The organism is Bacillus sp. FSL M8-0025 (assembly GCF_037975475.1).
Lineage (GTDB): Bacteria > Bacillota > Bacilli > Bacillales > Bacillaceae > Bacillus > Bacillus subtilis.
On record NZ_CP150258.1, the window covers coordinates 237,687 to 260,190 of the forward strand.

The following is a 22,504-nucleotide window of genomic DNA, read 5'->3' on the forward strand; positions in this document are numbered from 1 at the left end:
TGAGGACAAAGGGAAAGCATCTCTGATTTGGGATTATTCAGAGATGCTTTTTTTGTATTTTTGTTCTAATACGAAGTCGATCATACCGACTATGCGGGCGTTTTCGGATTTTTGTTTGAAGCGTTCTGAACGATTATAAGCGTAAAACCTCAAACATCTATTGGGAAGTTGAGACTATTTAACATATTTTCACAATAGTTGATTTGTAACGCAGCGTGAGATGTCTGTCGTCTACCCATAAACTGTAATTTAGACATTAAGCATCCATTTTACATCCGTTCTCCATCAGCTTCGCTTTCGGTTTCATCTCCGAGATGTAGAGGCCTAAAAGCGTAAGGGCGCCTCCTAGAAGAGCGATCCATGTCATGTTTTCATGCAGGACCAGGACGGAAGCGGCGATCGTGATAACCGGGACCATGTAAATATACGCACTGGATTTGACGGCTCCGAGCACGCCAACTGAATAATTCCAAGTGGCGAAGCACAGGGCAGAAGCGCCAATCCCTAAGAAAAGCATGTTGAGTATATTTGAAGCAGATGAAAATCGGCTTAGGTCAAAATGGAAGTCGAACAAAAATAAAGCGGGAACCATAAATAATAGGCCATACAAAAATACTCTCTGTGTCAGCTCGATGATGTGGTATTCGTAGGCGCTTAATTTTTTCATGAATATCGAGTATCCGCCAAACACGAGAGCAGCCCCGGCTGCCATGATGTCTCCGAGTGGATTTAGACGAAGTACCACATTGCCGTTAAACGTAATCAATAAAAGCCCGATCAGTGCCGAGACAAATCCAATCAAAAAAGTCAGACGCAGTTTTTCGCCTTCGAGCAGAAAATGGGCCAAAACCGCAGTGATCATCGGTATAATGGACACGATCATGCCGACATTGGATGCGTATGTATAGGTGAGAGCTATATTTTCTAATAGAAAGTATAAGGTTACGCCAAATAAACCAGCCCCGGCAAACAACAGCTCCTGCCGCCAATTCCTGAACGGAATCATGTTGGGACGGACGAGGATAAGAGCGATAAAGCCCATCAAAAACCGATAAAATAATATTTCCATTGGAGAGAAGTCAGCCAGCAGAACTTTTGTCGAAATAAAGGTCGTCCCCCAAATCAGAATGGTCACAATGGCTGCGATATGCCCCGAAGTTTCTCTTTGTATGTTCATCTGTGAAGCTCCTTTTCAAAAATCTTCATGTATTGCTTCGGCGTCAGCCCCACCTGCCGTTTAAAAAACTTCGTCATATGGCTCTGATCGCTGAATCCTGTATGAAATGCCGCATCAATCGGCCTTACCCCTTGTTCAAGGAGTTTTTTCGCTTGATTAATCCGGATTGTTTCCATGTAGCTATTAGGGGTAATGCCTTTTTGTTTTGTAAATGAACGCAATAAATGATACTTGCTCCAGCCTGTTAATTCACTCAAATCATTGAGTGTGACATTTTCGGCATAATGCTCTTCTAAAAATTCACAAACCATTTTGACTTCGTCTGATGGTTCTGGAACGCTGCTAAGGAACGTGACATCTGAATAATGGCGGATCAGCTCCTCTAATAGATGAAGAAACAGCTCCTCCTTACGCAAAGCTTGTTTTTCCTCGGATATCAAAATATGCAATTCCTGCAGGCTGGCTGTCAGCTCATGGCGGAATAACACATGCTGGGAGAAATAAGGGAGATGCCCGGAGCCAGTAATCTCTTTCACCGCCTTCTCCATGATATCCGGCATGACATTGATACACCGATAATCAAGCGTCCGGCCGTCAATCTGTTCACAGCTATGCGTGTCACGGGGGTTAAAGAGGAGAAGATCACCTGGATTGATGATATATTCTTGATCCTGACAGGCCAGATATCGCTGCCCTTTTTCAATAAATCCAATCACATAATGATCGTGAAAGTGGTTCGGGAACTTTTGCATAATTCCCTTGAAGCGGTAGGCTTCTATATGAAGGTGTGGGTCAAGCTGCAGTGTGCGGGTTTCGTTTTGCATGGGATGCCTCCTGTCGGTGTGGTGGTCTTGGATTAAGTGTAGCATGATTTTGGGGGATTTCTTGTATGATGTTGCTGTTTAGGAATAGAGAAAGCAGACCGTTATTGATCTGCTTTCGTTTAAGAATTTAAAAGATTTTAACCCCCAATAATAAGTTTATCTTTTTTAATAAAAATTTATTTTTCAAATATTTCAGTTATAATGGTTTGGAACAGATAGGAGGGGCAAAGATGTATCAATCAAAGAAGGTTTTATTGTTAGGTTCAGGTGAATTAGGTAAAGAGGTAGTGATTGAAGCCCAGCGTCTTGGGGTACAGACGGTGGCAGTTGACAGTTACGAGCATGCTCCGGCGATGCAGGTCGCGCATAACAGTTATGTCGTTGATATGCTGGACCCAGAGCAGATCAGAACCATTATTGAGAAAGAAAAGCCGGATTTGATTGTGCCTGAGGTGGAGGCGATCGCGACGGATGAATTGCTGAAGCTTGAAGAGGAAGGATTTCACGTTATCCCGAATGCCCGTGCGGCCAAGCTGACGATGGATCGGGAAGGCATCAGACGGCTTGCGGCGGAAACGCTTGGACTTGCGACGGCTGGCTATGAATTTGCGAATACATATGATGAATTTATACAAGCGGCAGCACAGATCGGTTTTCCTTGTGTCGTTAAACCATTGATGAGTTCTTCTGGAAAAGGCCAAAGCATCTGCCGCTCTGAAGCGGATTTAGAGAGCTGCTGGGAGACGGCGATGGAAGGCGGACGGGTGAAAAACGGCCGCGTGATCGTTGAGGAGTTTATCCCATTCGAATCAGAAATCACACTCTTAACCGTACGTGCGGTTAACGGTACGGCATTTTGCGAGCCGATCGGTCATGTGCAAAAGGACGGGGATTATATCGAATCGTGGCAGCCGCATCATATGACAGAGCAGCAAATAGAAGAAGCGAAGCATATTGCGAAAACGATCACGGATGAGCTTGGCGGATACGGCCTGTTTGGTGTTGAGCTGTTCCTTGCGAAAGATAGGGTATATTTCAGTGAGGTATCTCCTCGTCCGCATGATACGGGTCTTGTCACGCTGGTGACGCAAAATTTGTCAGAATTCGCACTGCATGTCCGGGCGATTCTGGGCTTTCCGATTACAGAAATCACACAGCTTTCTCCTGGCGCCAGCAGGCCCCTCAAAGCACCGGAAGAATTAGCGGATTACACTGTTGAAGGACTGGAAAACGCACTGGCAGTCCCAAAGACTCAAGTGCGCGTCTTTGGAAAGCCGATAACGAAAGCCGGACGTCGGATGGCAGTTGCGCTTTCTGCTGCTGATTCAGTTGAAACGGCAAGAGAGAATGCAAAGAAAGCGTTGGACCAGCTAATTTTAAAATAGAGTTTGAGCAGGCTTTGTCATGGTACAAGGCCTGTTTTTTTCTTCCTTCATAAAAGTTTTATCATAAGAATCAGAAACCTGATTATAATGTAAAAGTCTTCCATCCCTACGGGTGGTTGACACTAAAGGAGGGAGATGACAAAATGAAATTAGTTCCAAGATTCAGAAATCAATGGTTCGCTTACTTAACAGTTTTGTGTTTGGCTTTAGCAGCAGCGGTATCTTTTGGCGTACCGGCAAAAGCGGCAGAGAACCCGCAAACTTCTGTATCGAATACCGGTCAAGAAGCTGATGCCACGAAAAACCAAACGTCAAAAGCAGAACAGGTTTCCGCCCCTTATGAGGGAACCGGAAAAACAAGTAAATCGTTATACGGCGGCCAAACGGAACTGGAAAAAAACATTCAAACCTTACAGCCTTCGAGCATTATCGGAACTGATGAACGCACCAGAATCTCCAGCACGACATCTTTTCCATATAGAGCAACCGTTCAACTGTCAATCAAGTATCCCAACACTTCAAGCACTTATGGATGTACCGGATTTTTAGTCAATCCAAATACAGTCGTCACGGCTGGGCATTGTGTGTACAGCCAGGATCATGGATGGGCTTCGACGATAACTGCCGCGCCAGGCCGCAATGGTTCGTCATATCCGTACGGTACTTATTCAGGCACGATGTTTTACTCCGTCAAAGGATGGACGGAAAGCAAAGACACCAATTATGATTACGGAGCTATTAAATTAAACGGTTCTCCTGGAAACACGGTTGGCTGGTACGGCTACCGGACTACAAACAGCAGCAGTCCCGTGGGTCTTTCCTCGTCAGTGACAGGATTCCCGTGTGACAAAACCTTTGGCACGATGTGGTCTGATACAAAGCCGATTCGCTCCGCTGAAACGTATAAGCTGACCTATACAACCGATACGTACGGCTGCCAAAGCGGCTCGCCTGTTTATCGAAACTACAGTGATACAGGACAGACAGCTATTGCCATTCACACGAACGGAGGATCGTCATATAACTTGGGAACAAGGGTGACGAACGATGTATTCAACAATATTCAATATTGGGCAAATCAATAAATACAGCAAACTAGCCATATTCATGTCTATTTTGTTTTTATGCGGATGCAGTTCGCAGACGCATTCCTCTCAAAAAGAAACGACTATTCCTGTCACTCTTCATGTGGAGGATGCTAAGGGGCTGCCGGTCGAAGGGGTTCAAGTGACGATTGTCAAAGCGCCTGCCTCAGACGAGGAGCCGAGTACAGAGATTGGCGAGATACTCGGTAAAACAGACAAAAACGGAGATATCAAATGGGATACCGGCAGAAAAGGCGATTACTCAGTCGCGTTGACGAAGGGTGAAACATCAGTAACCCATCACATCTCGTTAACAGAGGATAAAAAAGATCATGCCATTCCATTAGTCTTCAAAGAATAGCAGTTTCCTTGATTTTAAGGGAACTGCCTTTTTTATTTATTGCAGGAAACCAAACTATATACTGGAAATTTATTATGTGAGATAATAAGAAATAGGTATTTTTTCTTACGAGACAAAAGGGGCGTTATCCTTTATATCAATCAAACCCGGAGGAAAAAGAAGAAGATGATACAAGATTCAATGCAGTTTGCCGCGGTTGAAAGTGGTCTGCGCTTTTACCAGGCATATGATCAAAGCCTTTCTTTGTGGCCGATTGAGTCGGAAGCATTCTATGTTTCTACTCGTTTTGGAAATACACATATCATTGCAAGTGGGCCAAAGGACGCACCTTCGCTCATTTTGCTTCACGGAGGCCTTTTCAGCTCTGCGATGTGGTATCCGAATATCGCAGCGTGGAGCAGTCAATTTCGTACATATGCGGTCGATATAATAGGAGACAAAAATAAAAGTATACCATCAGCAGCCATGGAAACGAGAGCTGATTTTGCAGAATGGATGAAAGATGTCTTTGATTCTCTTGGACTTGAGACGGCACACCTGGCCGGCCTTTCGCTTGGCGGGTCCCATATCGTGAATTTCTTACTCCGCGCGCCTGAAAGAGTAGAGCGGGCGGTTGTTATGAGTCCCGCTGAAGCGTTTATTTCATTTCATCCGGATGTCTATAAATACGCTGCAGAGCTTACAGGGGCAAGAGGAGCTGAATCATATATCAAGTGGATCACAGGCAACAGTTATGATCTGCATCCTTTACTGCAAAGACAAATTGTGGCGGGCGTGGAATGGCAGGATGAGCAAAGGAGCCTGAAGCCGACAGAAAACGGGTTTCCGTACGTGTTCACAGACCAGGAATTGAAATCGATACAAGTCCCGGTACTGCTGATGTTCGGTGAGCACGAGGCCATGTACCATCAGCAAATGGCCTTTGAGCGGGCTTCGGTATTGGTGCCGGGAATTCAGGCTGAAATCGTAAAGAACGCCGGACATCTGTTATCTCTGGAGCAGCCAGAGTACGTCAATCAACGCGTCTTGTCCTTTTTATGCGGGGGGATAAACTAGTAAGGAACATGAAAAGATTGGCATTCATTTTTCAAAAGGTAACAAATGTTGTATAATAATAGAATTTGAATGCTGCTTTTTTTGTGAGCATTCTATGTTATCATGCTTATTGGAGAAAAATTTTTCCTGTAACGCTATTCGATCACTATCGTCAAATAATATAGATGGTTTTACAATTGGAGGTTTGGTTACACTGTGAATTACATCCCCTGTATGATTACGATAGGAAACTTCATTTGCGGATTGCTGGCGATTCATTCCTTGCTATATCACAACATTCATTCAGCAGTGCTTTTTATTTTTACAGGCATGTTCCTTGATTTCTTTGACGGGATGGCTGCTCGTAAGCTGAATGCCGTTTCTGATATGGGGAGAGAACTGGATTCGTTTGCCGATCTGGTTACGTTTGGAGTGGCTCCTTCTATGCTTGCTTACAGTGTCGCGTTGTATACCCTGCCATTTATCGGGATCTTATGCGCATTGACGTACAGCATTTGCGGAATGCTTCGCCTCTCTAAATTTAACATTGAACAAAGCAAGCTCCCGACGTTTATCGGTATGCCGATTCCGTTTGCGGGCATGTGTCTCGTTATTCTAAGCTTCACCTATAACCCGATCCTTCTGGCAATCGGCACTTGCGGACTCTCATATTTGATGGTGAGTAAAATAAAATTCCCTCATTTTAAAAAACATGCGGCAGAAAACCTGGAGTCCGGGAGATGGAATTAGTTCAGCAGCTCATAGCGGATTACGGTTATCTCGCTATTTTTTTGATGTTGGTATTAGGGATTGTAGGATTGCCGATTCCAGATGAAGTAATGATGACCGTTGTTGGCTATTTCACGCATACCGATGTATTGAATTATGAGCTTTCGATATTGATTAGTTTTGTCGGGGCTTTGTTAGGTATGCTGATCAGCTACATGATTGGCAGAAAAGCCGGACGCCCGTTTATCGATAAGTACGGCAAGTGGGTCGGCTTAAAAGAAAAGAGAATGATGAAAGTGGAAAAATGGATGAAGAAATACGGTCCATATTCTCTTATTTTAGGTTATTTTATTCCCGGCGTCAGACATGTGACGTGCTACTTTTCGGGGATTGGCAAAATGGATCTGAAAACGTATGTTGCGTTTGCGGCAATCGGCGCCTTTTTATGGTGCTTTGTTTTTATTACAATCGGAAGGGTTATAGGGATTATTCATGTTTAATACGGCTGTAAAGATTCTGTATCGATCATTGATAGAGCTGACGAATCATCGTCTGTCATCCTATCTGATTAAAGGATTTTGCGAGTCAAAAATTAGCAAACCGGTCATTCCGCTTTTCTCAAAACATTTTCGGCTGAATTGGGATGATGTGGACGGTACGGCTGCTGATTACGGATCGCTGTCCGAATTGTTCATTCGACAAATAAATCTGGAGCGGCGCCCTGTGTCAAAAGAGGCGCATGCGGTGGTCAGCCCTGTTGATGGTGTAGTTCAGACGGTAGGAATCATCAACCCGAATCAAACCTTTACGGTGAAGGGAAAAGATTACTCATTCGCTGAGCTGACCGGCTGTAAAAGCGCAGACCATCAATACAATGGCGGTTACTTCGTCGTGCTGTATCTAAGCCCGAGGCATTATCACCGTTTCCATTCTCCGATCAGCTGCAGGTATCAAAAGCTGGCCGAGCTCGGAAATCGCTCATACCCGGTAAATCAACTAGGCTTAAAATACGGGAAAGATGTGCTGTCGAAAAATTACCGGTTTGTGTACGAGCTGAATAGCGGAAGCCGAAATGTCCTGATGATTCCTGTCGGCGCGATGAATATTAATTCTATCGTGCAGACGAGCACCCGTGCTGAATTGGAGATCGGCGAAGAGCTGGGATACTTTTCATTTGGCTCAACCGTCATTTTGATTTTTGAAAAAGACGCGTTCCAGCCGTCCGCCCATTTAGCAGAAGGCCAAGAAGTTCAAGTCGGAGAACTGATAGGTTACGAAGAGTAAGAAGAGGAGCTTGCATAAACGCAGCGCCTCTTTTTTTTGAAGAAAGGTGAGATTCATGGAGAAACAAATCATCAGCTGGATTACAGATTATCAGAACACCGGAGATGAAGCCGTCCTGCGGCAAGTGCGAGAAGTGTGCTGGCCGATCATTGAAGCGGTTTTGCAAGAGAAGGCAATAGATGATGAACAAGCGAACAATTTGCGCGAAAAAGGAATCGAGCGGTTTCCATTCATCATCAGCAAATACCAAGCGGATGTGCAGCTTCCGGTTGAGACATTTTTACGAAATACGTATCGGTTTTACTTTCATCAGGTGATGAGAGAATCCAGCTAAAGCTTCTTTCAACAGAGAAGCTTTTTTTGTTGGTGAAAAAAGGAATCTTTTTCTATATCTATCTCGTAATGCTAGAGAACCTAGCAGAAAAGGAGAGATAGAATTGAAACGAATGATAGTGAGAATGACTCTGCCGCTGCTGATTGTCTGTCTGGCGTTTTCTTCTTTTTCAGTCTCGGCACGTGCTGCTTCTGAAGAAAAACATTGGGAGCGCTGGATTGAACGACATGCACAGCCACTGGATGCTTCCGATGCTTCAAACAAAGACCTTCGCTTTCTGAAGAAGGTGCTGAAGGGAAAACGAATCGTTCAGTTAGGGGAAACGACACACGGCGCTGGTGAAATCAACGCCACAAAGGTCAGAATGATCAAATATCTCCACGAAGAGCTGGGATACGATGTATTGGCATTTGAGTCTGGCTTTCCTGATACAAATGCATCCTACCTTAATATGGACCAATTAACCCCTAAAAGCACGATGAAAAACTCCATTTACGCTGTATGGCACAGAGAAGATGTCGTTGAATTGTTTGATTACATGAAAGAGCAAAAAGAGAAAGGCGATCCGCTGATCCTTACCGGTTTTGATATTCAAAGCATGAAGAATTCATTCAATGATGCTGCGACTCAATGGGTAAAAGCGGTGGACCCTGAGAAAGCAGAGTTGCTCTCCCAATCAGAAAATGATTTTTCAACATTAGTGACAGACAGCAATACGTTTGATGAATTTTCGCAAAAGAAGGAAAAGCTTGTGAAAAACTATCAGAAGCTGATCAAGTTCGCTGAAACACATGCTTCAGAGCTAAAAGAAAACCTTCCAAAAGAGCCGAAAGCTTATGAGATGTTTATGCATTCTCTTCAGCTGAGAATTGACGTAATGGAAACGTATATGCTGGAAGAAATGAAAGAAAAACTAGAGGAGTATCCGGAGAATATTGAGGATTTTTCATTCTTTATGAGAGACCGCATGATGGCTGAGCAATTTCAGTGGGTAGCTGACACCCTTTATTCGAAAAAGAAAATCATTGTCTGGGGCCACAATTACCATCTACGCAAACAGAATACGAAGATGATAAAGGACTGGGTACAGCTAAACGGCCCTAACATGGGTGATTATTTGCCGGAGCGGCTGAAAAAACAAACATATACGATTGGCATTTATGCTTACTCAGGTGCAAGTCTGGATAGTTCTGATAATAAGACTGTTATGCCGGTTACAAGCCCGCCGCCGTCTGGAAGTCTTGAAGCTTTGCTGAAAGCGGCGGACCGACCGGCTGTTTTTGTTGATTTTCTCCATACAAAAAACAAGAAAGGCACTTCGTGGATGTATACCCCGCGGACTGCGCTCTATTGGGGGTACATGGAAGAGCAGATGATCCTGAAGGAACAATATGACGGTGTCATTTGGCTGGAGCATATCACGCCCTCTGTCATTATCAAGTGAGCGGTGTCCCCTGTGGTAAACAGGGGATTTTTACATATCGCAAAAATAATCAAAACATATAATCCGTGATCCATTATTCTAAAACAGAAAGGAGATTGGAGCGTGCAATGTATTATGAAAAAGCTGTCCAGAAAACAATCAATTGGATTGAATCACATTTACATGAGCAAATATCAAACGAGGATATTGTTAACGTTTCAAGCTTTTCAAAATTCCATTTTCATCGGATTTTTCAAAAAGAAGTCGGCATGTCGGTTGCTTCTTATATTCGGTTAAGACGTCTTGCGAATGCGGCGGCAGCTTTGCTTTATACAGATCATCGTATTATCGATATTGCTTTGTATTATCAGTTTGAATCTCAAGAAGCATTTACGAGGACGTTCAAAAAGATGTATCACATGCCGCCAGGAGCATACCGAACATTTATGAAACGCTTTACTTCAAAAAAGGAGGAATCTTACATGGAGAAAAAAATGAAAGGCTGGGTATTGAGCGGGAGCCATCCGTTCCAATTCGAAATGGGGATTGACCGGGAAAATGTACATCAGGGAAAAGCTTCAGGGTATTTAAAGTCAACGATGGTTCAGGATATCGGTGAATTTGCGACGATGATGCAGCAATTCAAAGCAGATCGCTATCTAGGAAAAAGGCTTCGTCTATCAAGTTTTATCAAAACAAAGGGGGTGCAGCATTTTGCCTCACTTTGGATGCGGGTTGACAGTGCTGCTGATGATGTTCTCCAATTTGATAATATGAGCAACAGACCTATTACCGGAACAACCAATTGGAATCATTATGCTATCGTTTTAGATGTCCCAGAAAATAGCGCTGTGATATCTTTTGGCGTTCAATTATCTGGGCCGGGTCAGGTGTGGATGGATCATGTTGTTTTTGAAGAGGTAGATGAGAGCGTTCCTTCAACAAACCTTGAAATGCCGGGAGAACTTTTAGATGAACCGGTAAATTTATCTTTTGAAGAGGAACTACAAAAATAGTTTTCAGACAACTACTTTTATTAGTGAGTTAATGGAAAATACTATTTGTTATTAATAAACCCTTGTGCTGCTTAGGTTTGTAAGAGCTTGGTTATTTTTATCAGTCTGGGCGGATCTGTTCATCTTTGCGGCATTTTCCTGTATGATATAGTAAGAGTGTGCATAGCAACTAACTATAATTGAACAGGGTGTTTAAAACATGGAAAAACAATACAGAGTATTACTTTACTATAAATATGTTCCGATTGAAGATCCAGAGGCGTTTAGAGAGCAGCATCTGGCTTTTTGTAAGGAGCTTGGTTTGTTAGGCCGTATCCTTGTTTCTTCTGAAGGAATTAACGGTACGGTATCAGGTACGGTTGATCAGACTGAAAAATATATGGAAACAATGAAAGCTGATCCTCGTTTTGCGGACATGGTATTTAAAATTGATGAAGCAGAAGGCCATGCCTTCAAAAAAATCTTCGTCCGCCATAAAAAAGAGCTTGTAACGCTTCGTCTTGAAGATGATGTCGATCCGAACGAAACAACAGGCCAGCATTTGAAGCCTGCAGAATTTTATGAGAAGATGCAGGATCCAAACACAATTGTAATCGACGCGCGTAACGATTACGAGTATGACCTTGGCCATTTCAGAGGTGCGGTCCGTCCTGACATCGAAGCCTTCCGTGAATTACCTGAATGGATTGAAGAGCACAAAGATATGCTTGAAGGCAAAAAGATTTTAACGTACTGTACAGGCGGCGTGCGCTGTGAAAAGTTCTCAGGATGGCTGGTGAAGCAAGGCTTTGAAGATGTAGCACAGCTTGACGGCGGAATCGTGACATACGGAAAAGATCCAGAGGTGCAAGGCAAGCTTTGGGACGGCCAGTGCTACGTATTTGATGAAAGAATCAGCGTGCCTGTCAACCGTGTTGAGCATGTGATTGTCGGTAAGGACTACTTTACAGGAGAACCGTGTGAGCGTTATGTGAACTGCGCAAATCCATCTTGCAATAAAAAAATGATATGCACACCGGAAAATGAGTATAAATATATGCGCAGCTGCAGCCACGAATGCCGCACGAACCCAAGAAACCTGTATGTGAAAGAGCATAATATGACAGAAGAAGAAGTAAACGCAAGACTGGCAGCGATTGAAACAGAAGATCACGCTGCTGCTGAATAAAAAAAGAACACCTCGTATTGAGGTGTTCTTTTTTTTCTATATGCTTTCAGTTTGGCTGTTTGCGGAAACCCATTCTTTTTGGCGGAAGGCCTTTTCCCATTTTGATACCACGATACAGGCGATCGCATGTCCCGGTACGTTCACGCCCGTTCTCGCCATGTCCATGACGCGGTCAACACCCGCGATAATGGCAACGCCTTCAGCCGGCAGTCCTACAGCATTGGCAGTCGCCAGAAGAACTACAAGCGATCCTGAGGGTACAGCTGCAATGCCTTTACTGGTCATCACAAGCACAAGCATCATGAGCAGCTGCTGGGACAATGTCATGTCTACTTGAAAGGCCTGTGCGAGAAAGATACAAGAAACTGATAAATATAAGCTGGAGCCGTCACAGTTCAATGACAAGCCGGAGGGAACGACAAATGATACCACTCGTTTGGGACAGCCGTATTTCTCCATTCTATCCATCAGCTGAGGGAGAATGGTTTCAGTGCTGGTGGTGGAAAATGCAATTAAAAACAGATCCCATATCATTTTCAATACTTCGAAATACTTAATCTGAAAGATGAGACCGACAAGCGGAAAGAGGACAAAGAGGATCAGGAACAGGCCAAGGAATACGGTGCCAACCAGCTTAAACATAGGGAGGAGGAGTTCAATGCCGTATTGGCCTACAGAAGCTGCCATCAGGGCTAACACGCCGATAGGAGCAGTGACCATGACGATTTGTGTGAGCTTGAACATAATCTGAGCGGTAGATTCAAAGAACTTCATTACTGGTTCAGAAGCTTTGCCGATACCAGCTGCGGCGACACCAAATAAAATGGCGAAGAAAATAACGGCAAGCAAATCATTTCTGGCCATGACATCAATAATGTTTGTAGGGATAATATCCAGGATCATTTGCTTGAAATCAACAACTTTGTCTGTGTAGCCGGAAAGTTCATGGATATCTTTTTTTGCCAAATGGGAGAGGTCAAGCCCGACACCTGGTTTTAAGACATTCGCTAATAAAAGTCCAAGCCCTAATACCAACGTTGTAATCACTTCGAACCAAATGATCGTCTTGATACCAAGGCTGCCCATTTTTTTCATGCTTCCGCTTCCTGCGGCTCCAATGACAATGGTAGAAAACACAATCGGCACAACAATCATTTTAATCAGGCGGATAAATCCATCTCCGACAGGCCTCAGTGCCATCCCGAAATCAGGAAAAAAGTGGCCGATCACTGCGCCGACAGCCAAAGCGATTAAAATTTGAAACGCGATTAATTTTTTCAAATGAATCCCCCTTTAGAACGATAGAATGTAGGCATATTCATATCATTCGTGATTCAAATGCAAACACCTTTTTTCAAGTTATTTTATTTTGACAGCGCTTTCATTATGTTGGCGAAAAAGTCCCCCGCAGCAGGGGGGACTTTTTTACTTCATTTGAATGTGCTTTAGATCTTCTTCAGAGGTATTTGTGAAAATAACCGGTGTTATGGCTGAAGCGGCATGCTGCTTGATGTAATTGAGATCAAAGGTGAGAAGCAGTTCGCCTTGTTTGACGGCTTGTCCGCTTGTGACATGTGCTTCAAAGCCTTCCCCATTCAGTTTGACGGTATCGATGCCGACATGAATCAGGATTTCAGTGCCGCCGGCGCTCATAAAGCCGATGGCGTGTTTTGTCGGAAAAATCGAGACGATCTCGCCGTCCGCAGGTGCAACGACTTTTCCTTCTGATGGTATAATCGCAAATCCCTCGCCCATCATTTTTTCTGAAAAGACTTGATCAGGCACATCCCCTAAAGAGACTGTTTCTCCTTTAATCGGATAAATAAAGGTCTCACCGGAATCGGGCTTCTGCGGTTTGTCAGTTACCGTGTCCAGCGTGGCGGCGGTGGCAGGGACGCCTCCGGCCATGATTGTTTTGATGTCGTCTTTTAAGGCATCGGACTTGGTTCCGAATATTACCTGGAAGTTGTTGTTGACCTCCAGCACACCTACTGCACCAAGCCGTTTTAATTCATCCTTGCTGACTTGGCTTGGCTGATGAACGGTCACACGAAGCCTAGTGATACACGCATCCAGGTTAGCGATATTTTGCTGTCCGCCCAAGGCCTGCAGCACGTGAAAGGCAAGCTGGTCTTTTGCAACTGGAGTTTTCTCCTCATTCTGACCGTCTTCATCTGTCTCACGGCCGGGCGTTTTCAAATTCCATTTCAGAATCGCAAATCGGAACAAATAATAATAAATGAAAGCAAACACGATCCCGACAGGAATGACAACCCAGCCGTTTGTAGACAGTCCGTAGTTCAAGACGTAGTCAATTCCGCCGCCTGAGAACGTATAGCCGTGGCGGACATGGAATAAATCACAAACGACAAAGATGACGCCAGCAAGAATAGAGTTAATCAAATAGAGCACGGGCGCAACGAACAAGAAAGAAAACTCAACCGGTTCTGTAATTCCGGTCAGCATAGATGTGAGCGCCGCAGAAATCATCACGCCGGAGATCATTTTTTTCTTTTCCGGACGCGCGGTATGGATAATGGCAAGTGCAACTGCCGGCAGACAGAAAATCATGTAAGGGAAATCCCCCATCATAAAGCGCCCGGCTGTCGGGTCTCCCGCGAAAAACCTTGTCAGGTCTCCGGTTACGGTGTTGCCTGTTGATGGGTCTGTGTATTCTCCCATCATAAAATAGAAAGGCGTATAAAAAATATGATGCAGGCCAAAAGGAATCAGCAAACGATAGATCGTTGCATAAAAGAACAGGCCGACTGTTGAATCGGCAATTAAACTGCTGGCTGCGTTAATTCCGTTTTGGATCAGCGGCCAAACGAATGAGAAAAAGACGCCGATCACCAATGAACTGACGGAAGTAATAATCGGGACAAAGCGTTTTCCAGAGAAAAATCCAAGGACCGGATGCAGCTCGATTGATGAAAATCGCTTATATAAATAGGCGGCGAGAAGCCCGATAATGATTCCTCCGAAAACCCCCATATCAATCAGGTGCTCGGCTCCTTCATACGGAGGCTGAAGGCCGAGTAATTTCCCCATATTGTCGAGAGTGACGGTTAAAATTAAGTATCCGATGACAGCGGCAAGTCCGGCTACACCTTCTCCGCCGGCTAATCCGATCGCGACCCCCACGGCGAAAATCAGCGGGAGATTATCGAATACAACGCCGCCCGCATCCTTTATAATAGGGATGTTCAGTAAATCCTTGTCTCCGAAACGGAGCAAAAGACCTGCTGCCGGCAGGACGGCAACCGGGGTCATCAACGCGCGGCCAAGCTGCTGCAGAATTTGAAATGCCTTTTTAAACATGACAGTCTCCTTTTATTGTGTTATGAGAATGATGCACTCTTTAATTTTTGAGCTGCTTTATAATCGGCGATAACGGTTACATGATTGTGATTTTGAAGAATGGAGGCTGGTACTTCTGTCGTGACAGGACCTTCAGCCATCTTTTGAATGGCGTCTGCTTTTTCCTCGCCGCTTGCTAAAAGCACAATATGTTTGCTGAATTCCATGATGGTTTTAATGCCCATTGAAATCGCGAGTCTCGGCACCAGCACCGGATCACCGCCGAAGAATCTGGCATTTGCCTGTATCGTGCTTTCCGAGAGCTTCACAACACGTGTCCGGTCTTCAAAATCAGATCCCGGTTCATTGAAACCGATATGGCCATTGGCGCCGATGCCGAGAATTTGGACATCAATGCCTCCCGCCTGGCGGATGAGATCCTCGTATACTTTGCATTCCGCCTCAAGCTGCGGATTGTCTCCTTGCGGGATATGAATATGATTAGGCTTGATATTGATATGCTGAAAAAGATGCTCATGCATAAAATAGTTATAACTTTTCGGATGAGATGGAGAGAGACCAGCGTATTCATCCAAATTAAATGTAGTAACCTTTGAAAAATCAATTTCGCCTGCCTGATAGTCTGAAATCAACTGCTTATACAAGCCGACCGGTGTGCTTCCTGTTGCCAGGCCGAGAACGGCATCTTTCTTAGCTTGTATTTGTTCTTTAATAATGGCAGCGCTTAACTTACAGAGTTCTTCGTAGTGCTCGGCGATCAGAATCTTCATGTGACACCCCCTCAAAGAGATAGACAAGCACCATATTTGTTATGACCAATTTATGATACTTGTCATTACGAATTTAGCACCGCCCTTATCAAACTGTCAATATTAATTTCTGAAAATTTGTTATAAAAGAAGGATACAAATCTTTCATATTGGGAGGGCAAATGGTATTATGGTCTCAATGAAAAAGAACGGATTGCATACAGAATGGGGAGAATGAAATGACAGCTTTATATTCTGTTATCAAGTTTAAAATCATTGAGTTAATTAAATCGGGCAAATATCAGGCGAATGATCAGCTGCCGACGGAGAGTGAGTTTTGCGAACAATATGATGTCAGCAGAACAACTGTGAGACTGGCTCTGCAGCAGCTAGAGCTTGAGGGATATATTAAAAGAATTCAAGGAAAAGGGACATTTGTATCGGCGGCCAAAATACAAACGCCGATTCCGCATAAGATTACGAGCTTTGCAGAACAAATGAGAGGACTTCGTTCTGAATCAAAAGTGCTTGAGCTTGTGGTGATTCCTGCCGATCATTCCATTGCCGAGCTTTTGAAAATGAAAGAGAATGAACCTGTCAACAAGCTTGTCAGAGTCAGATACGCCGAGGGGGAACCTTTGCAGTATCATACCTCATATATTCCCTGGAAGGCGGCACCGGGGCTGGCACAGGAGGAATGCACCGGCTCACTGTTTGAATTGTTAAGGACAAAATACAATATTGAAATCAGCAGGGGCACGGAATCGATCGAACCGATTTTAACGGATGAAACGATCAGCGGCCACTTATTAACCAATGTCGGAGCGCCTGCGTTTTTATCAGAATCCCTTACCTATGATAAAAATGAAGAAGTGGTGGAATATGCGCAAATTATTACCCGTGGAGACCGAACGAAATTCACCGTTGAACAGTCATATCATTCATAAAGCAATGTGTTTTAAGAAGGGAATGGTGGTTCTATGTTTTTATTGACGAATGGAAAAGTGCTGTGGGGAGCAGTGATTGCTGCATTCATCCTTTCAATTGTATTTTACCCTTTTCTGCCGACGCAGATGCCGATTCATTATGATGTTGCGAACAGTCCGGATCTGACGGTTAACAAGCTGGCGGGGACTGTGATGCTGCCTGTTTTGATGGTGGTGTTTGCATGGGCGCGGAAGATCAATTGGCAATTAGTGTTCGCAGTGTATATTTTGCTGATTTGCCACATTGTCGTCCTTTGTTTAGCGCTCTAAATCAAACAGCCAGAATAAAACTGGCTGTTTTCTTTAATTTCAGCTTCATCTGACAATGAATGTGGTGTATAATAGCTGATGATCCTAAAGAATATTCTGAAATTTATCGGTGTGGAGCGGCGTATCATGAAAGGAAGGCTGTATGTTTTTTGCAGCTTTAAAAAGACTGAATATTTAAACAATTATATGAAAGGTGTGCTGATCAGATTGAATAAGCTTATTGAACGAGAAAAAACTGTATATTATAAGGAAAAGCCCGACCCGTCTTCCTTGGGGTTTGGACAATATTTTACAGATTATATGTTTGTGATGGACTACGAAGAGGGAATTGGATGGCATCATCCAAGAATTGCACCGTACGCACCGCTTACGCTCGATCCGTCTTCATCTGTTTTTCATTACGGCCAGGCTGTTTTTGAAGGATTAAAAGCATACAGAACAGAGGATGGCAGGGTGCTCCTGTTCCGTCCGGATCAAAATATCAAACGGCTGAACAGATCGTGTGAGCGCATGAGCATGCCCCCTTTAGACGAAGAGCTGGTCCTTGAGGCATTGACACAATTAGTTGAGCTGGAGAAAGATTGGGTTCCAAAGAAAAAAGGAACGTCACTGTATATTCGTCCTTTTGTCATTGCCACAGAACCGAGTCTCGGTGTGAAGGCATCCAGGAGCTATACATTTATGATCGTGCTTTCGCCTGTCGGCTCCTATTATGGCGACGATCAGCTGAAGCCGGTTAGAATCTATGTCGAAGATGAGTATGTGCGGGCAGTCAACGGAGGAGTCGGGTCTGCAAAAACGGCTGGAAACTATGCCGCCAGTCTTCAGGCACAGCGGAAAGCGAATGAGCTGGGCTATGACCAGGTGCTGTGGCTGGACGCCATCGAAAAGAAATATGTGGAAGAAGTAGGGAGCATGAACATCTTTTTCGTCATAAACGGGGAAGCTGTCACACCTGCTTTAAGCGGAAGCATTTTAAGCGGGGTTACACGTGCGTCTGCGATTGAATTGATTCGAAGCTGGGGCATTCCGGTTCGTGAAGAGAGAATATCGATTGATGAGGTGTATGCGGCCTCTGCACGCGGAGAATTGACAGAGGTCTTCGGCACAGGCACGGCAGCCGTCGTTACGCCTGTCGGTGAACTCAACATTCATGGAAAAACGGTGATTGTAGGAGACGGGCAAATCGGGGACCTCTCGAAAAAGCTGTATGAAACGATAACAGATATTCAGCTTGGCAAGGTGAAAGGCCCATTTAACTGGACAGTGGAAGTGTGAAAATCGAAAAAGAACCTGCCCGGAGGCAGGTTCTTTTTATTTTGAATGAGTCATATCAGCAGCCGGCTGGCTTTTGCGGTTTTTCACATAATACATTGCATAGCAAATGGCCATAAACGGAACGCCGCAATACAGTGCGATTCTTTGATTCGGATCAAAGGCAATGCCAACAACGGAAGCCAGGCATAACAGGAACGCGGCAATCGGCACGAACGGATACAAAGGGGTTCTGTATTTCAAATCAGTAACCTTGTTTCCCGCTTCGATATAACGTTTTCTGAACATGAATTGAGAAGCAGCGATCCCCATCCACACGACAACGACGGCAAAACCGGAAATCGACACGAGCACAACGTATACAGTGTCTGGCGCAAATACGCTGGACAGCAACGACAGAATGCCGCCGATCATGCTGAACACCAGCGCGTTAAACGGGGTTCCTTTTGACGTCAGCTTTGCAAATGTCGGATGAAGCGTTTTTTCTTTTGATAAAGACCACAGCATCCGGGAAGAAGCGTAGAGTCCGGAATTAGCCGCTGACAGGATCGCTGTCAGGATAACAAAGTTCATGATATCGGCTGCGTATGGTACACCGACTCTGTCAAAGACAGCGACAAACGGGCTTTTGATGACACCTGCATCTTGAATCGGAATCAGCCCTGACAGCACAAAAATTGTTCCGACAAAGAAGAGTGAGAGACGCCAGACCGTTGTTTTAATCGCTTTTGGTATCGTCTTGTCAGGATCAACGCTTTCACCGGCTGCGATTCCGATTAGTTCCGTTCCCGAAAAGGCAAAATTGACGGACAGCATCGTCATCAAAATCGGGACAAATCCATTTGGAAAAAGCCCGCCTTCCGCCATGAAGTTGGACAGCATCGGAGCGGCTTCTCCGCCTTTGATCGGAATGATGCCGAACATGGCAGAGCCGCCTAAAAGAATAAATAATACAATGGCTAATACTTTGATGCTGGAAAACCAAAATTCTGATTCAGCGAAAAACTTGACCGAAAATGCGTTAAGCAAGAAAATGAACAGCGCAAAGACGGCACTCCACATCCAAACCGATGTATGGGGGAACCAGCGCTGCATTAACAGGCCGGCTGCTGTGAATTCTGATCCCAATGCCACGGTCCATGTCAGCCAGTACAGCCAAGCAACCGTAAATCCGGTGCCCGGCCCTATGTATTTGGCTGCATAGGTGTGAAAGGCGCCGGTCACAGGCATGGCGACTGACAGCTCACCGAGGCATAGCATGACCAGATAGACGATGCCGGCCCCGACTAAGTAGGCGAGTATCGTTCCGGCCGGGCCTGCTTGCTGAATGGTATAACCTGAGCTTAAAAACAGCCCGGTTCCGATGACACCTCCCAAGGAAAGCATAAAGAGGTGCCGGCTTTTCATACTTCTCTGAAAGTTTGTCTCATTCTTGTTGTGGGCAGAGTTCATCTTTTTCCAACTTTCTATCAGCGATTTATTTCCTCCTAATAAAAAATCTCATGTCAGAAAGTGACACGAGACTCCGGCGAACCGGCTTTAAGTTAGAATATACAAACTATTCCGATAAGTCAAGTTGTTTTTAAAGAGCGGGCCCACGCCGCAATTTCTTGAATATTTTCGGGTTTTGTCCGGCAGCAGCCGCCAATCAGCCTCGCTCCTTTTTCATGCCAGGTGCGGGCGCTCGCCCCGTAAGATTCTGCGCATGCTGCGCCGTTCCACGTTTTTGTTTCCGGATCATATTGCTCACCTGAATTCGGGTAGACAATGATCGGTTTTGACGTGTTCTTTTTTAACTCCTCTATCAAGGAAGGGATATGCTGAAGCGGCGTGCAGTTGATGCCGAGTGTTGCAATTTGGCGGTGTTCATCAAGCCACGATGCACAGTCAGCTGCAGGTGTTCCGTCACTGATATGCAGGCCGTCTTTAGCGCTGAAGCTGATCCATGCATACGTTTCAGGAAATTCCTTCAACAGCCGAACAATCGCTTTGGCTTCAGTCAGACACGGAATCGTTTCGCATGCCAATACATCAGCTCCGGCTTCAATCAGCGCCTTCATCCGGGGGCGATGAAACTCAATCAGTTCATCTTCTGATATTGCGTAGTTGCCGCGATACTCAGACCCGTCTGCAAGATAAGCGCCATAAGGGCCTATAGAAGCCGCAATGATCGGTTTTGGCCGATTCAAACGGTTCTCTTTAAGCGACCAAAATTCATCACGTGCTTCAGCTGCGATGCTGACGGACAACTCGATAAGCCGGCGTGCTTCCGCTTCGCTCAGCCCGCGTGCGGCAAAGCCTTCAAATGTAGACTGATAGCTGGTGGTGATTGCACAATCGGCACCTGCCGCAAAATAATCAGTATGAACTTGTTTAATCAGCTCCGGCTCTTCCATCAGGATTTTTGCTGACCACAGACTGTCGTTCAAATCACAGCCCTTGCGTTCAAGCTCGGTCGCCATGGCGCCGTCTAGAACAATAAGCGGGTATGTATCTAGTATGTGTTGGATAGGATTCATAGAATGTACCTTTCTTTCAGATTTTTTTGAAAAAGATATGAAAATCGTAATGGAGGCTTACGTGTTTGTCAATAAACGCAAAAAGAGAAAGGTGTTCAGCCCATATGTCTGAACACCCTTTTCTTATGATATTTGTTTGTTGTGCGTGTCAGTCTTTGTGTCTGAAACCGGCCAGCACTCAATGCCATTGTGGTTTTTGAGCACATCTTTATAAAAGACAGGATCTTTGCCTGCTTTTTTCTGGCGTGTATAGTCTTTCAGCGCCGTAAAAACAACCTTTGATAGTAAGAAAATAGCGATTAAATTCACGACGACCATCAAACCCATGAACAAATCAGCAAGATCCCAGACGAGCTGGACTTTGGCAACACAGCCAAACACGATCATTGCCAGCACGCCGATACGGTAGACAAAAATCAGTTTTTTGCTTTTGTTCAAAAAGCCGATATTGGTTTCGCCATAATAATAGTTTCCAATTAGAGCACAGAATCCGAATAACAAAATCAGAATCGCGAGAAAGCCTGATGCCCATGATCCGACATGGGAGCTGAGGGAGGCTTGTGTCAAGGCGATTCCGCTCAGACCCGGAGTATGATAGGCATCCGAAAACAGAATGATAAAAGCGGTGCTTGTACAAATGACCAGTGTATCTGTCAGTACACCAAAAGCTTGGATCAGCCCCTGTTTGACGGGATGGCTTGTTGTGGCGGTGGCAGCGGCATTCGGTGCGCTTCCCATTCCCGCTTCGTTTGAAAAGATTCCCCGTCTGACGCCTTGCATGAGTGCCGCGCCCAAAGCCCCGCCGGCGGCCTGATCAAAACCAAACGCATTTTTCACGATTAGCGCAAGCACACTTGGCAGCTGCGTAATGTTGGTGAAAATGACGAAAAACGCAACTCCGATATACAGGACAGCCAATACGACGACAATGGATTCAGCCAGCTTTGCAATGCGCTTGACTCCGCCAAAAATAATCGTGCCGAATACAGCAATTAAAATGAGTCCCAATGTCAGGCGGTTTGTGCCAAACGCGTTTTCAAAGGCAAGGCTGACTGTATTGGATTGAACCGAGTTGAAGACGATACCGAACGATAAGGTGATTAACACAGCGAACAGCGCGCCCATCCACCTTTTGTTCAGCCCTTTTTCCATGTAATACGCCGGCCCGCCGCGGAAGCCGTTTACATCTTTTACTTTATAAATCTGAGCCAGTGTGCTTTCCACAAAGCTGGATGCTGATCCGATAATGGCGATAATCCACATCCAGAAGATTGCACCGGGCCCGCCGAGTGCAATGGCGATGGCAATGCCCGTAATATTTCCCGTTCCGACACGGGCCGCCATGCTGATGCAAAAGGCTTGAAACGGAGAAATGCTGTTTTTTGACCGGGAAGCAGCACCTTCTCTTAATACCCTGACCATTTCTTTCAGCATGCGAACCTGTAAAAACTTAAGCCTGAACGTAAAATAGATTCCCAGAGAAAGGAGCAAAACAATCAATAGCTTTGACCACAAAAGATCATTTGCAATACCGACGATATGTTCCAGGATTTGCTGCATACA

Annotated in this window: 22 protein-coding genes; 14 read left to right on the forward strand and 8 right to left on the reverse strand. The window is 45.0% G+C overall.

The annotated features are described in order from the left end of the window. Window positions 1-256: 256 nt before the first annotated feature. Window positions 257-1,177 carry a DMT family transporter gene (locus MKX38_RS01335; protein ID WP_041339995.1) on the reverse strand — a complete coding sequence of 307 codons (921 nt, stop codon included), beginning with the start codon at window positions 1,175-1,177 and terminating at the stop codon, window positions 257-259. Continuing rightward, window positions 1,174-2,001 (reverse strand): AraC family transcriptional regulator, encoded by an 828-nt coding sequence (locus tag MKX38_RS01340; RefSeq protein WP_282915647.1) that lies wholly within the window; start codon window positions 1,999-2,001, stop codon window positions 1,174-1,176. Before MKX38_RS01340 ends, MKX38_RS01335 begins: the two co-directional genes overlap by 4 nt. A gap of 215 nt (window positions 2,002-2,216) precedes the next feature. Between MKX38_RS01340 and purT the strand changes: the two genes are divergently transcribed. The 11 genes from purT (at window position 2,217) to MKX38_RS01395 (ending at window position 11,821) form a co-directional block, all read left to right on the forward strand. Beyond that, entirely contained in the window at window positions 2,217-3,386 is a 1,170-nt protein-coding gene (gene purT, locus MKX38_RS01345; protein ID WP_339189367.1) for a phosphoribosylglycinamide formyltransferase 2, read from the forward strand. 143 nt (window positions 3,387-3,529) lie between these two features. After that, window positions 3,530-4,471 carry an extracellular metalloprotease Mpr gene (gene mpr / locus MKX38_RS01350; RefSeq protein ID WP_088325242.1) on the forward strand — a complete coding sequence of 314 codons (942 nt, stop codon included), beginning with the start codon at window positions 3,530-3,532 and terminating at the stop codon, window positions 4,469-4,471. Further along, window positions 4,434-4,832, forward strand: a complete 399-nt coding sequence (locus MKX38_RS01355; RefSeq protein ID WP_088325243.1) for a YbfJ family protein — start codon at window positions 4,434-4,436, stop codon at window positions 4,830-4,832. The genes mpr and MKX38_RS01355 overlap by 38 nt, the downstream gene beginning before the upstream one ends. Window positions 4,833-4,997: 165 nt before the next feature. Continuing rightward, the gene (cesB, locus tag MKX38_RS01360) at window positions 4,998-5,888 is read left to right on the forward strand and encodes an enantioselective carboxylesterase CesB (RefSeq protein WP_088325244.1); all 891 of its coding nucleotides are present in this window, start codon (window positions 4,998-5,000) and stop codon (window positions 5,886-5,888) included. 195 nt (window positions 5,889-6,083) lie between these two features. Continuing rightward, window positions 6,084-6,617, forward strand: coding sequence for a CDP-diacylglycerol--serine O-phosphatidyltransferase (gene pssA / locus MKX38_RS01365; RefSeq protein ID WP_009966430.1), 534 nt, complete (start codon window positions 6,084-6,086; stop codon window positions 6,615-6,617). Next, complete coding sequence (locus tag MKX38_RS01370; protein ID WP_003234861.1) at window positions 6,608-7,096, forward strand: DedA family protein; 489 nt, start codon at window positions 6,608-6,610, stop codon at window positions 7,094-7,096. The genes pssA and MKX38_RS01370 overlap by 10 nt, the downstream gene beginning before the upstream one ends. Then, window positions 7,089-7,880 (forward strand): phosphatidylserine decarboxylase, encoded by a 792-nt coding sequence (locus MKX38_RS01375; protein WP_003234858.1) that lies wholly within the window; start codon window positions 7,089-7,091, stop codon window positions 7,878-7,880. Before MKX38_RS01370 ends, MKX38_RS01375 begins: the two co-directional genes overlap by 8 nt. A gap of 55 nt (window positions 7,881-7,935) precedes the next feature. Then, window positions 7,936-8,214, forward strand: a complete 279-nt coding sequence (locus tag MKX38_RS01380) for a hypothetical protein (protein ID WP_014478692.1) — start codon at window positions 7,936-7,938, stop codon at window positions 8,212-8,214. Window positions 8,215-8,317: 103 nt separating this feature from the next. Next, window positions 8,318-9,658 (forward strand): erythromycin esterase family protein, encoded by a 1,341-nt coding sequence (locus MKX38_RS01385; RefSeq protein WP_339188357.1) that lies wholly within the window; start codon window positions 8,318-8,320, stop codon window positions 9,656-9,658. Between the two features lie 107 nt (window positions 9,659-9,765). Continuing rightward, window positions 9,766-10,653, forward strand: a complete 888-nt coding sequence (locus MKX38_RS01390; protein ID WP_003246240.1) for an AraC family transcriptional regulator — start codon at window positions 9,766-9,768, stop codon at window positions 10,651-10,653. 199 nt (window positions 10,654-10,852) lie between these two features. Then, the gene (locus tag MKX38_RS01395; RefSeq protein ID WP_003234849.1) at window positions 10,853-11,821 is read left to right on the forward strand and encodes a rhodanese-related sulfurtransferase; all 969 of its coding nucleotides are present in this window, start codon (window positions 10,853-10,855) and stop codon (window positions 11,819-11,821) included. A 36-nt stretch (window positions 11,822-11,857) separates the two neighbouring features. Here MKX38_RS01395 and gltP read toward each other — a convergent pair whose 3' ends face one another. The 3 genes from gltP to nagB all read right to left on the reverse strand — a co-directional run bounded on the left by gltP (window position 11,858) and on the right by nagB (window position 15,912). Continuing rightward, complete coding sequence (gltP, locus tag MKX38_RS01400) at window positions 11,858-13,102, reverse strand: glutamate-aspartate/proton symporter GltP (protein WP_003234847.1); 1,245 nt, start codon at window positions 13,100-13,102, stop codon at window positions 11,858-11,860. Window positions 13,103-13,246: 144 nt separating this feature from the next. Next, a complete protein-coding gene (ptsG, locus tag MKX38_RS01405; RefSeq protein WP_069322333.1) occupies window positions 13,247-15,142 on the reverse strand; it encodes a glucose-specific PTS transporter subunit IIBC in 1,896 nt (631 codons plus the stop codon). Between the two features lie 20 nt (window positions 15,143-15,162). Next, complete coding sequence (gene nagB / locus MKX38_RS01410; RefSeq protein ID WP_339188361.1) at window positions 15,163-15,912, reverse strand: glucosamine-6-phosphate deaminase; 750 nt, start codon at window positions 15,910-15,912, stop codon at window positions 15,163-15,165. 218 nt (window positions 15,913-16,130) lie between these two features. Between nagB and gamR the strand changes: the two genes are divergently transcribed. The 3 genes from gamR to MKX38_RS01425 all read left to right on the forward strand — a co-directional run bounded on the left by gamR (window position 16,131) and on the right by MKX38_RS01425 (window position 18,425). After that, entirely contained in the window at window positions 16,131-16,838 is a 708-nt protein-coding gene (gene gamR / locus MKX38_RS01415) for a transcriptional regulator GamR (protein WP_003234841.1), read from the forward strand. Between the two features lie 33 nt (window positions 16,839-16,871). Beyond that, the gene (locus MKX38_RS01420; RefSeq protein ID WP_043858201.1) at window positions 16,872-17,147 is read left to right on the forward strand and encodes a DUF1648 domain-containing protein; all 276 of its coding nucleotides are present in this window, start codon (window positions 16,872-16,874) and stop codon (window positions 17,145-17,147) included. A gap of 207 nt (window positions 17,148-17,354) precedes the next feature. Next, complete coding sequence (locus MKX38_RS01425) at window positions 17,355-18,425, forward strand: branched-chain amino acid aminotransferase (protein WP_273796438.1); 1,071 nt, start codon at window positions 17,355-17,357, stop codon at window positions 18,423-18,425. A 36-nt stretch (window positions 18,426-18,461) separates the two neighbouring features. Here MKX38_RS01425 and mmuP read toward each other — a convergent pair whose 3' ends face one another. The 3 genes from mmuP to MKX38_RS01440 all read right to left on the reverse strand — a co-directional run bounded on the left by mmuP (window position 18,462) and on the right by MKX38_RS01440 (window position 22,501). Continuing rightward, the gene (gene mmuP / locus MKX38_RS01430; RefSeq protein WP_339188365.1) at window positions 18,462-19,874 is read right to left on the reverse strand and encodes an S-methylmethionine permease; all 1,413 of its coding nucleotides are present in this window, start codon (window positions 19,872-19,874) and stop codon (window positions 18,462-18,464) included. Between the two features lie 119 nt (window positions 19,875-19,993). Further along, window positions 19,994-20,941 (reverse strand): homocysteine S-methyltransferase, encoded by a 948-nt coding sequence (gene mmuM, locus MKX38_RS01435; RefSeq protein WP_339188368.1) that lies wholly within the window; start codon window positions 20,939-20,941, stop codon window positions 19,994-19,996. Window positions 20,942-21,064: 123 nt separating this feature from the next. Then, complete coding sequence (locus MKX38_RS01440) at window positions 21,065-22,501, reverse strand: alanine/glycine:cation symporter family protein (protein ID WP_003234831.1); 1,437 nt, start codon at window positions 22,499-22,501, stop codon at window positions 21,065-21,067. Window positions 22,502-22,504 lie beyond the last annotated feature (3 nt).

Bases quoted from the DNA above. Each gene is read 5' to 3' on its own strand.
- MKX38_RS01335 (WP_041339995.1), bottom strand. From the start codon at position 1,177: ATGAACATACAAAGAGAAACTTCGGGGCATATCGCAGCCATTGTGACC.
- MKX38_RS01355 (WP_088325243.1), top strand. From the start codon at position 4,434: ATGTATTCAACAATATTCAATATTGGGCAAATCAATAAATACAGCAAA.
- ptsG (WP_069322333.1), bottom strand. From the start codon at position 15,142: ATGTTTAAAAAGGCATTTCAAATTCTGCAGCAGCTTGGCCGCGCGTTG.
- gamR (WP_003234841.1), top strand. From the start codon at position 16,131: ATGACAGCTTTATATTCTGTTATCAAGTTTAAAATCATTGAGTTAATT.
- nagB (WP_339188361.1), bottom strand. From the start codon at position 15,912: ATGAAGATTCTGATCGCCGAGCACTACGAAGAACTCTGTAAGTTAAGC.
- MKX38_RS01440 (WP_003234831.1), bottom strand. From the start codon at position 22,501: ATGCAGCAAATCCTGGAACATATCGTCGGTATTGCAAATGATCTTTTG.
- MKX38_RS01340 (WP_282915647.1), bottom strand. From the start codon at position 2,001: ATGCAAAACGAAACCCGCACACTGCAGCTTGACCCACACCTTCATATA.
- mmuP (WP_339188365.1), bottom strand. From the start codon at position 19,874: ATGAACTCTGCCCACAACAAGAATGAGACAAACTTTCAGAGAAGTATG.
- MKX38_RS01380 (WP_014478692.1), top strand. From the start codon at position 7,936: ATGGAGAAACAAATCATCAGCTGGATTACAGATTATCAGAACACCGGA.
- MKX38_RS01375 (WP_003234858.1), top strand. From the start codon at position 7,089: ATGTTTAATACGGCTGTAAAGATTCTGTATCGATCATTGATAGAGCTG.
- mmuM (WP_339188368.1), bottom strand. From the start codon at position 20,941: ATGAATCCTATCCAACACATACTAGATACATACCCGCTTATTGTTCTA.
- MKX38_RS01370 (WP_003234861.1), top strand. From the start codon at position 6,608: ATGGAATTAGTTCAGCAGCTCATAGCGGATTACGGTTATCTCGCTATT.
- MKX38_RS01395 (WP_003234849.1), top strand. From the start codon at position 10,853: ATGGAAAAACAATACAGAGTATTACTTTACTATAAATATGTTCCGATT.
- MKX38_RS01390 (WP_003246240.1), top strand. From the start codon at position 9,766: ATGTATTATGAAAAAGCTGTCCAGAAAACAATCAATTGGATTGAATCA.
- mpr (WP_088325242.1), top strand. From the start codon at position 3,530: ATGAAATTAGTTCCAAGATTCAGAAATCAATGGTTCGCTTACTTAACA.
- cesB (WP_088325244.1), top strand. From the start codon at position 4,998: ATGATACAAGATTCAATGCAGTTTGCCGCGGTTGAAAGTGGTCTGCGC.
- MKX38_RS01420 (WP_043858201.1), top strand. From the start codon at position 16,872: ATGTTTTTATTGACGAATGGAAAAGTGCTGTGGGGAGCAGTGATTGCT.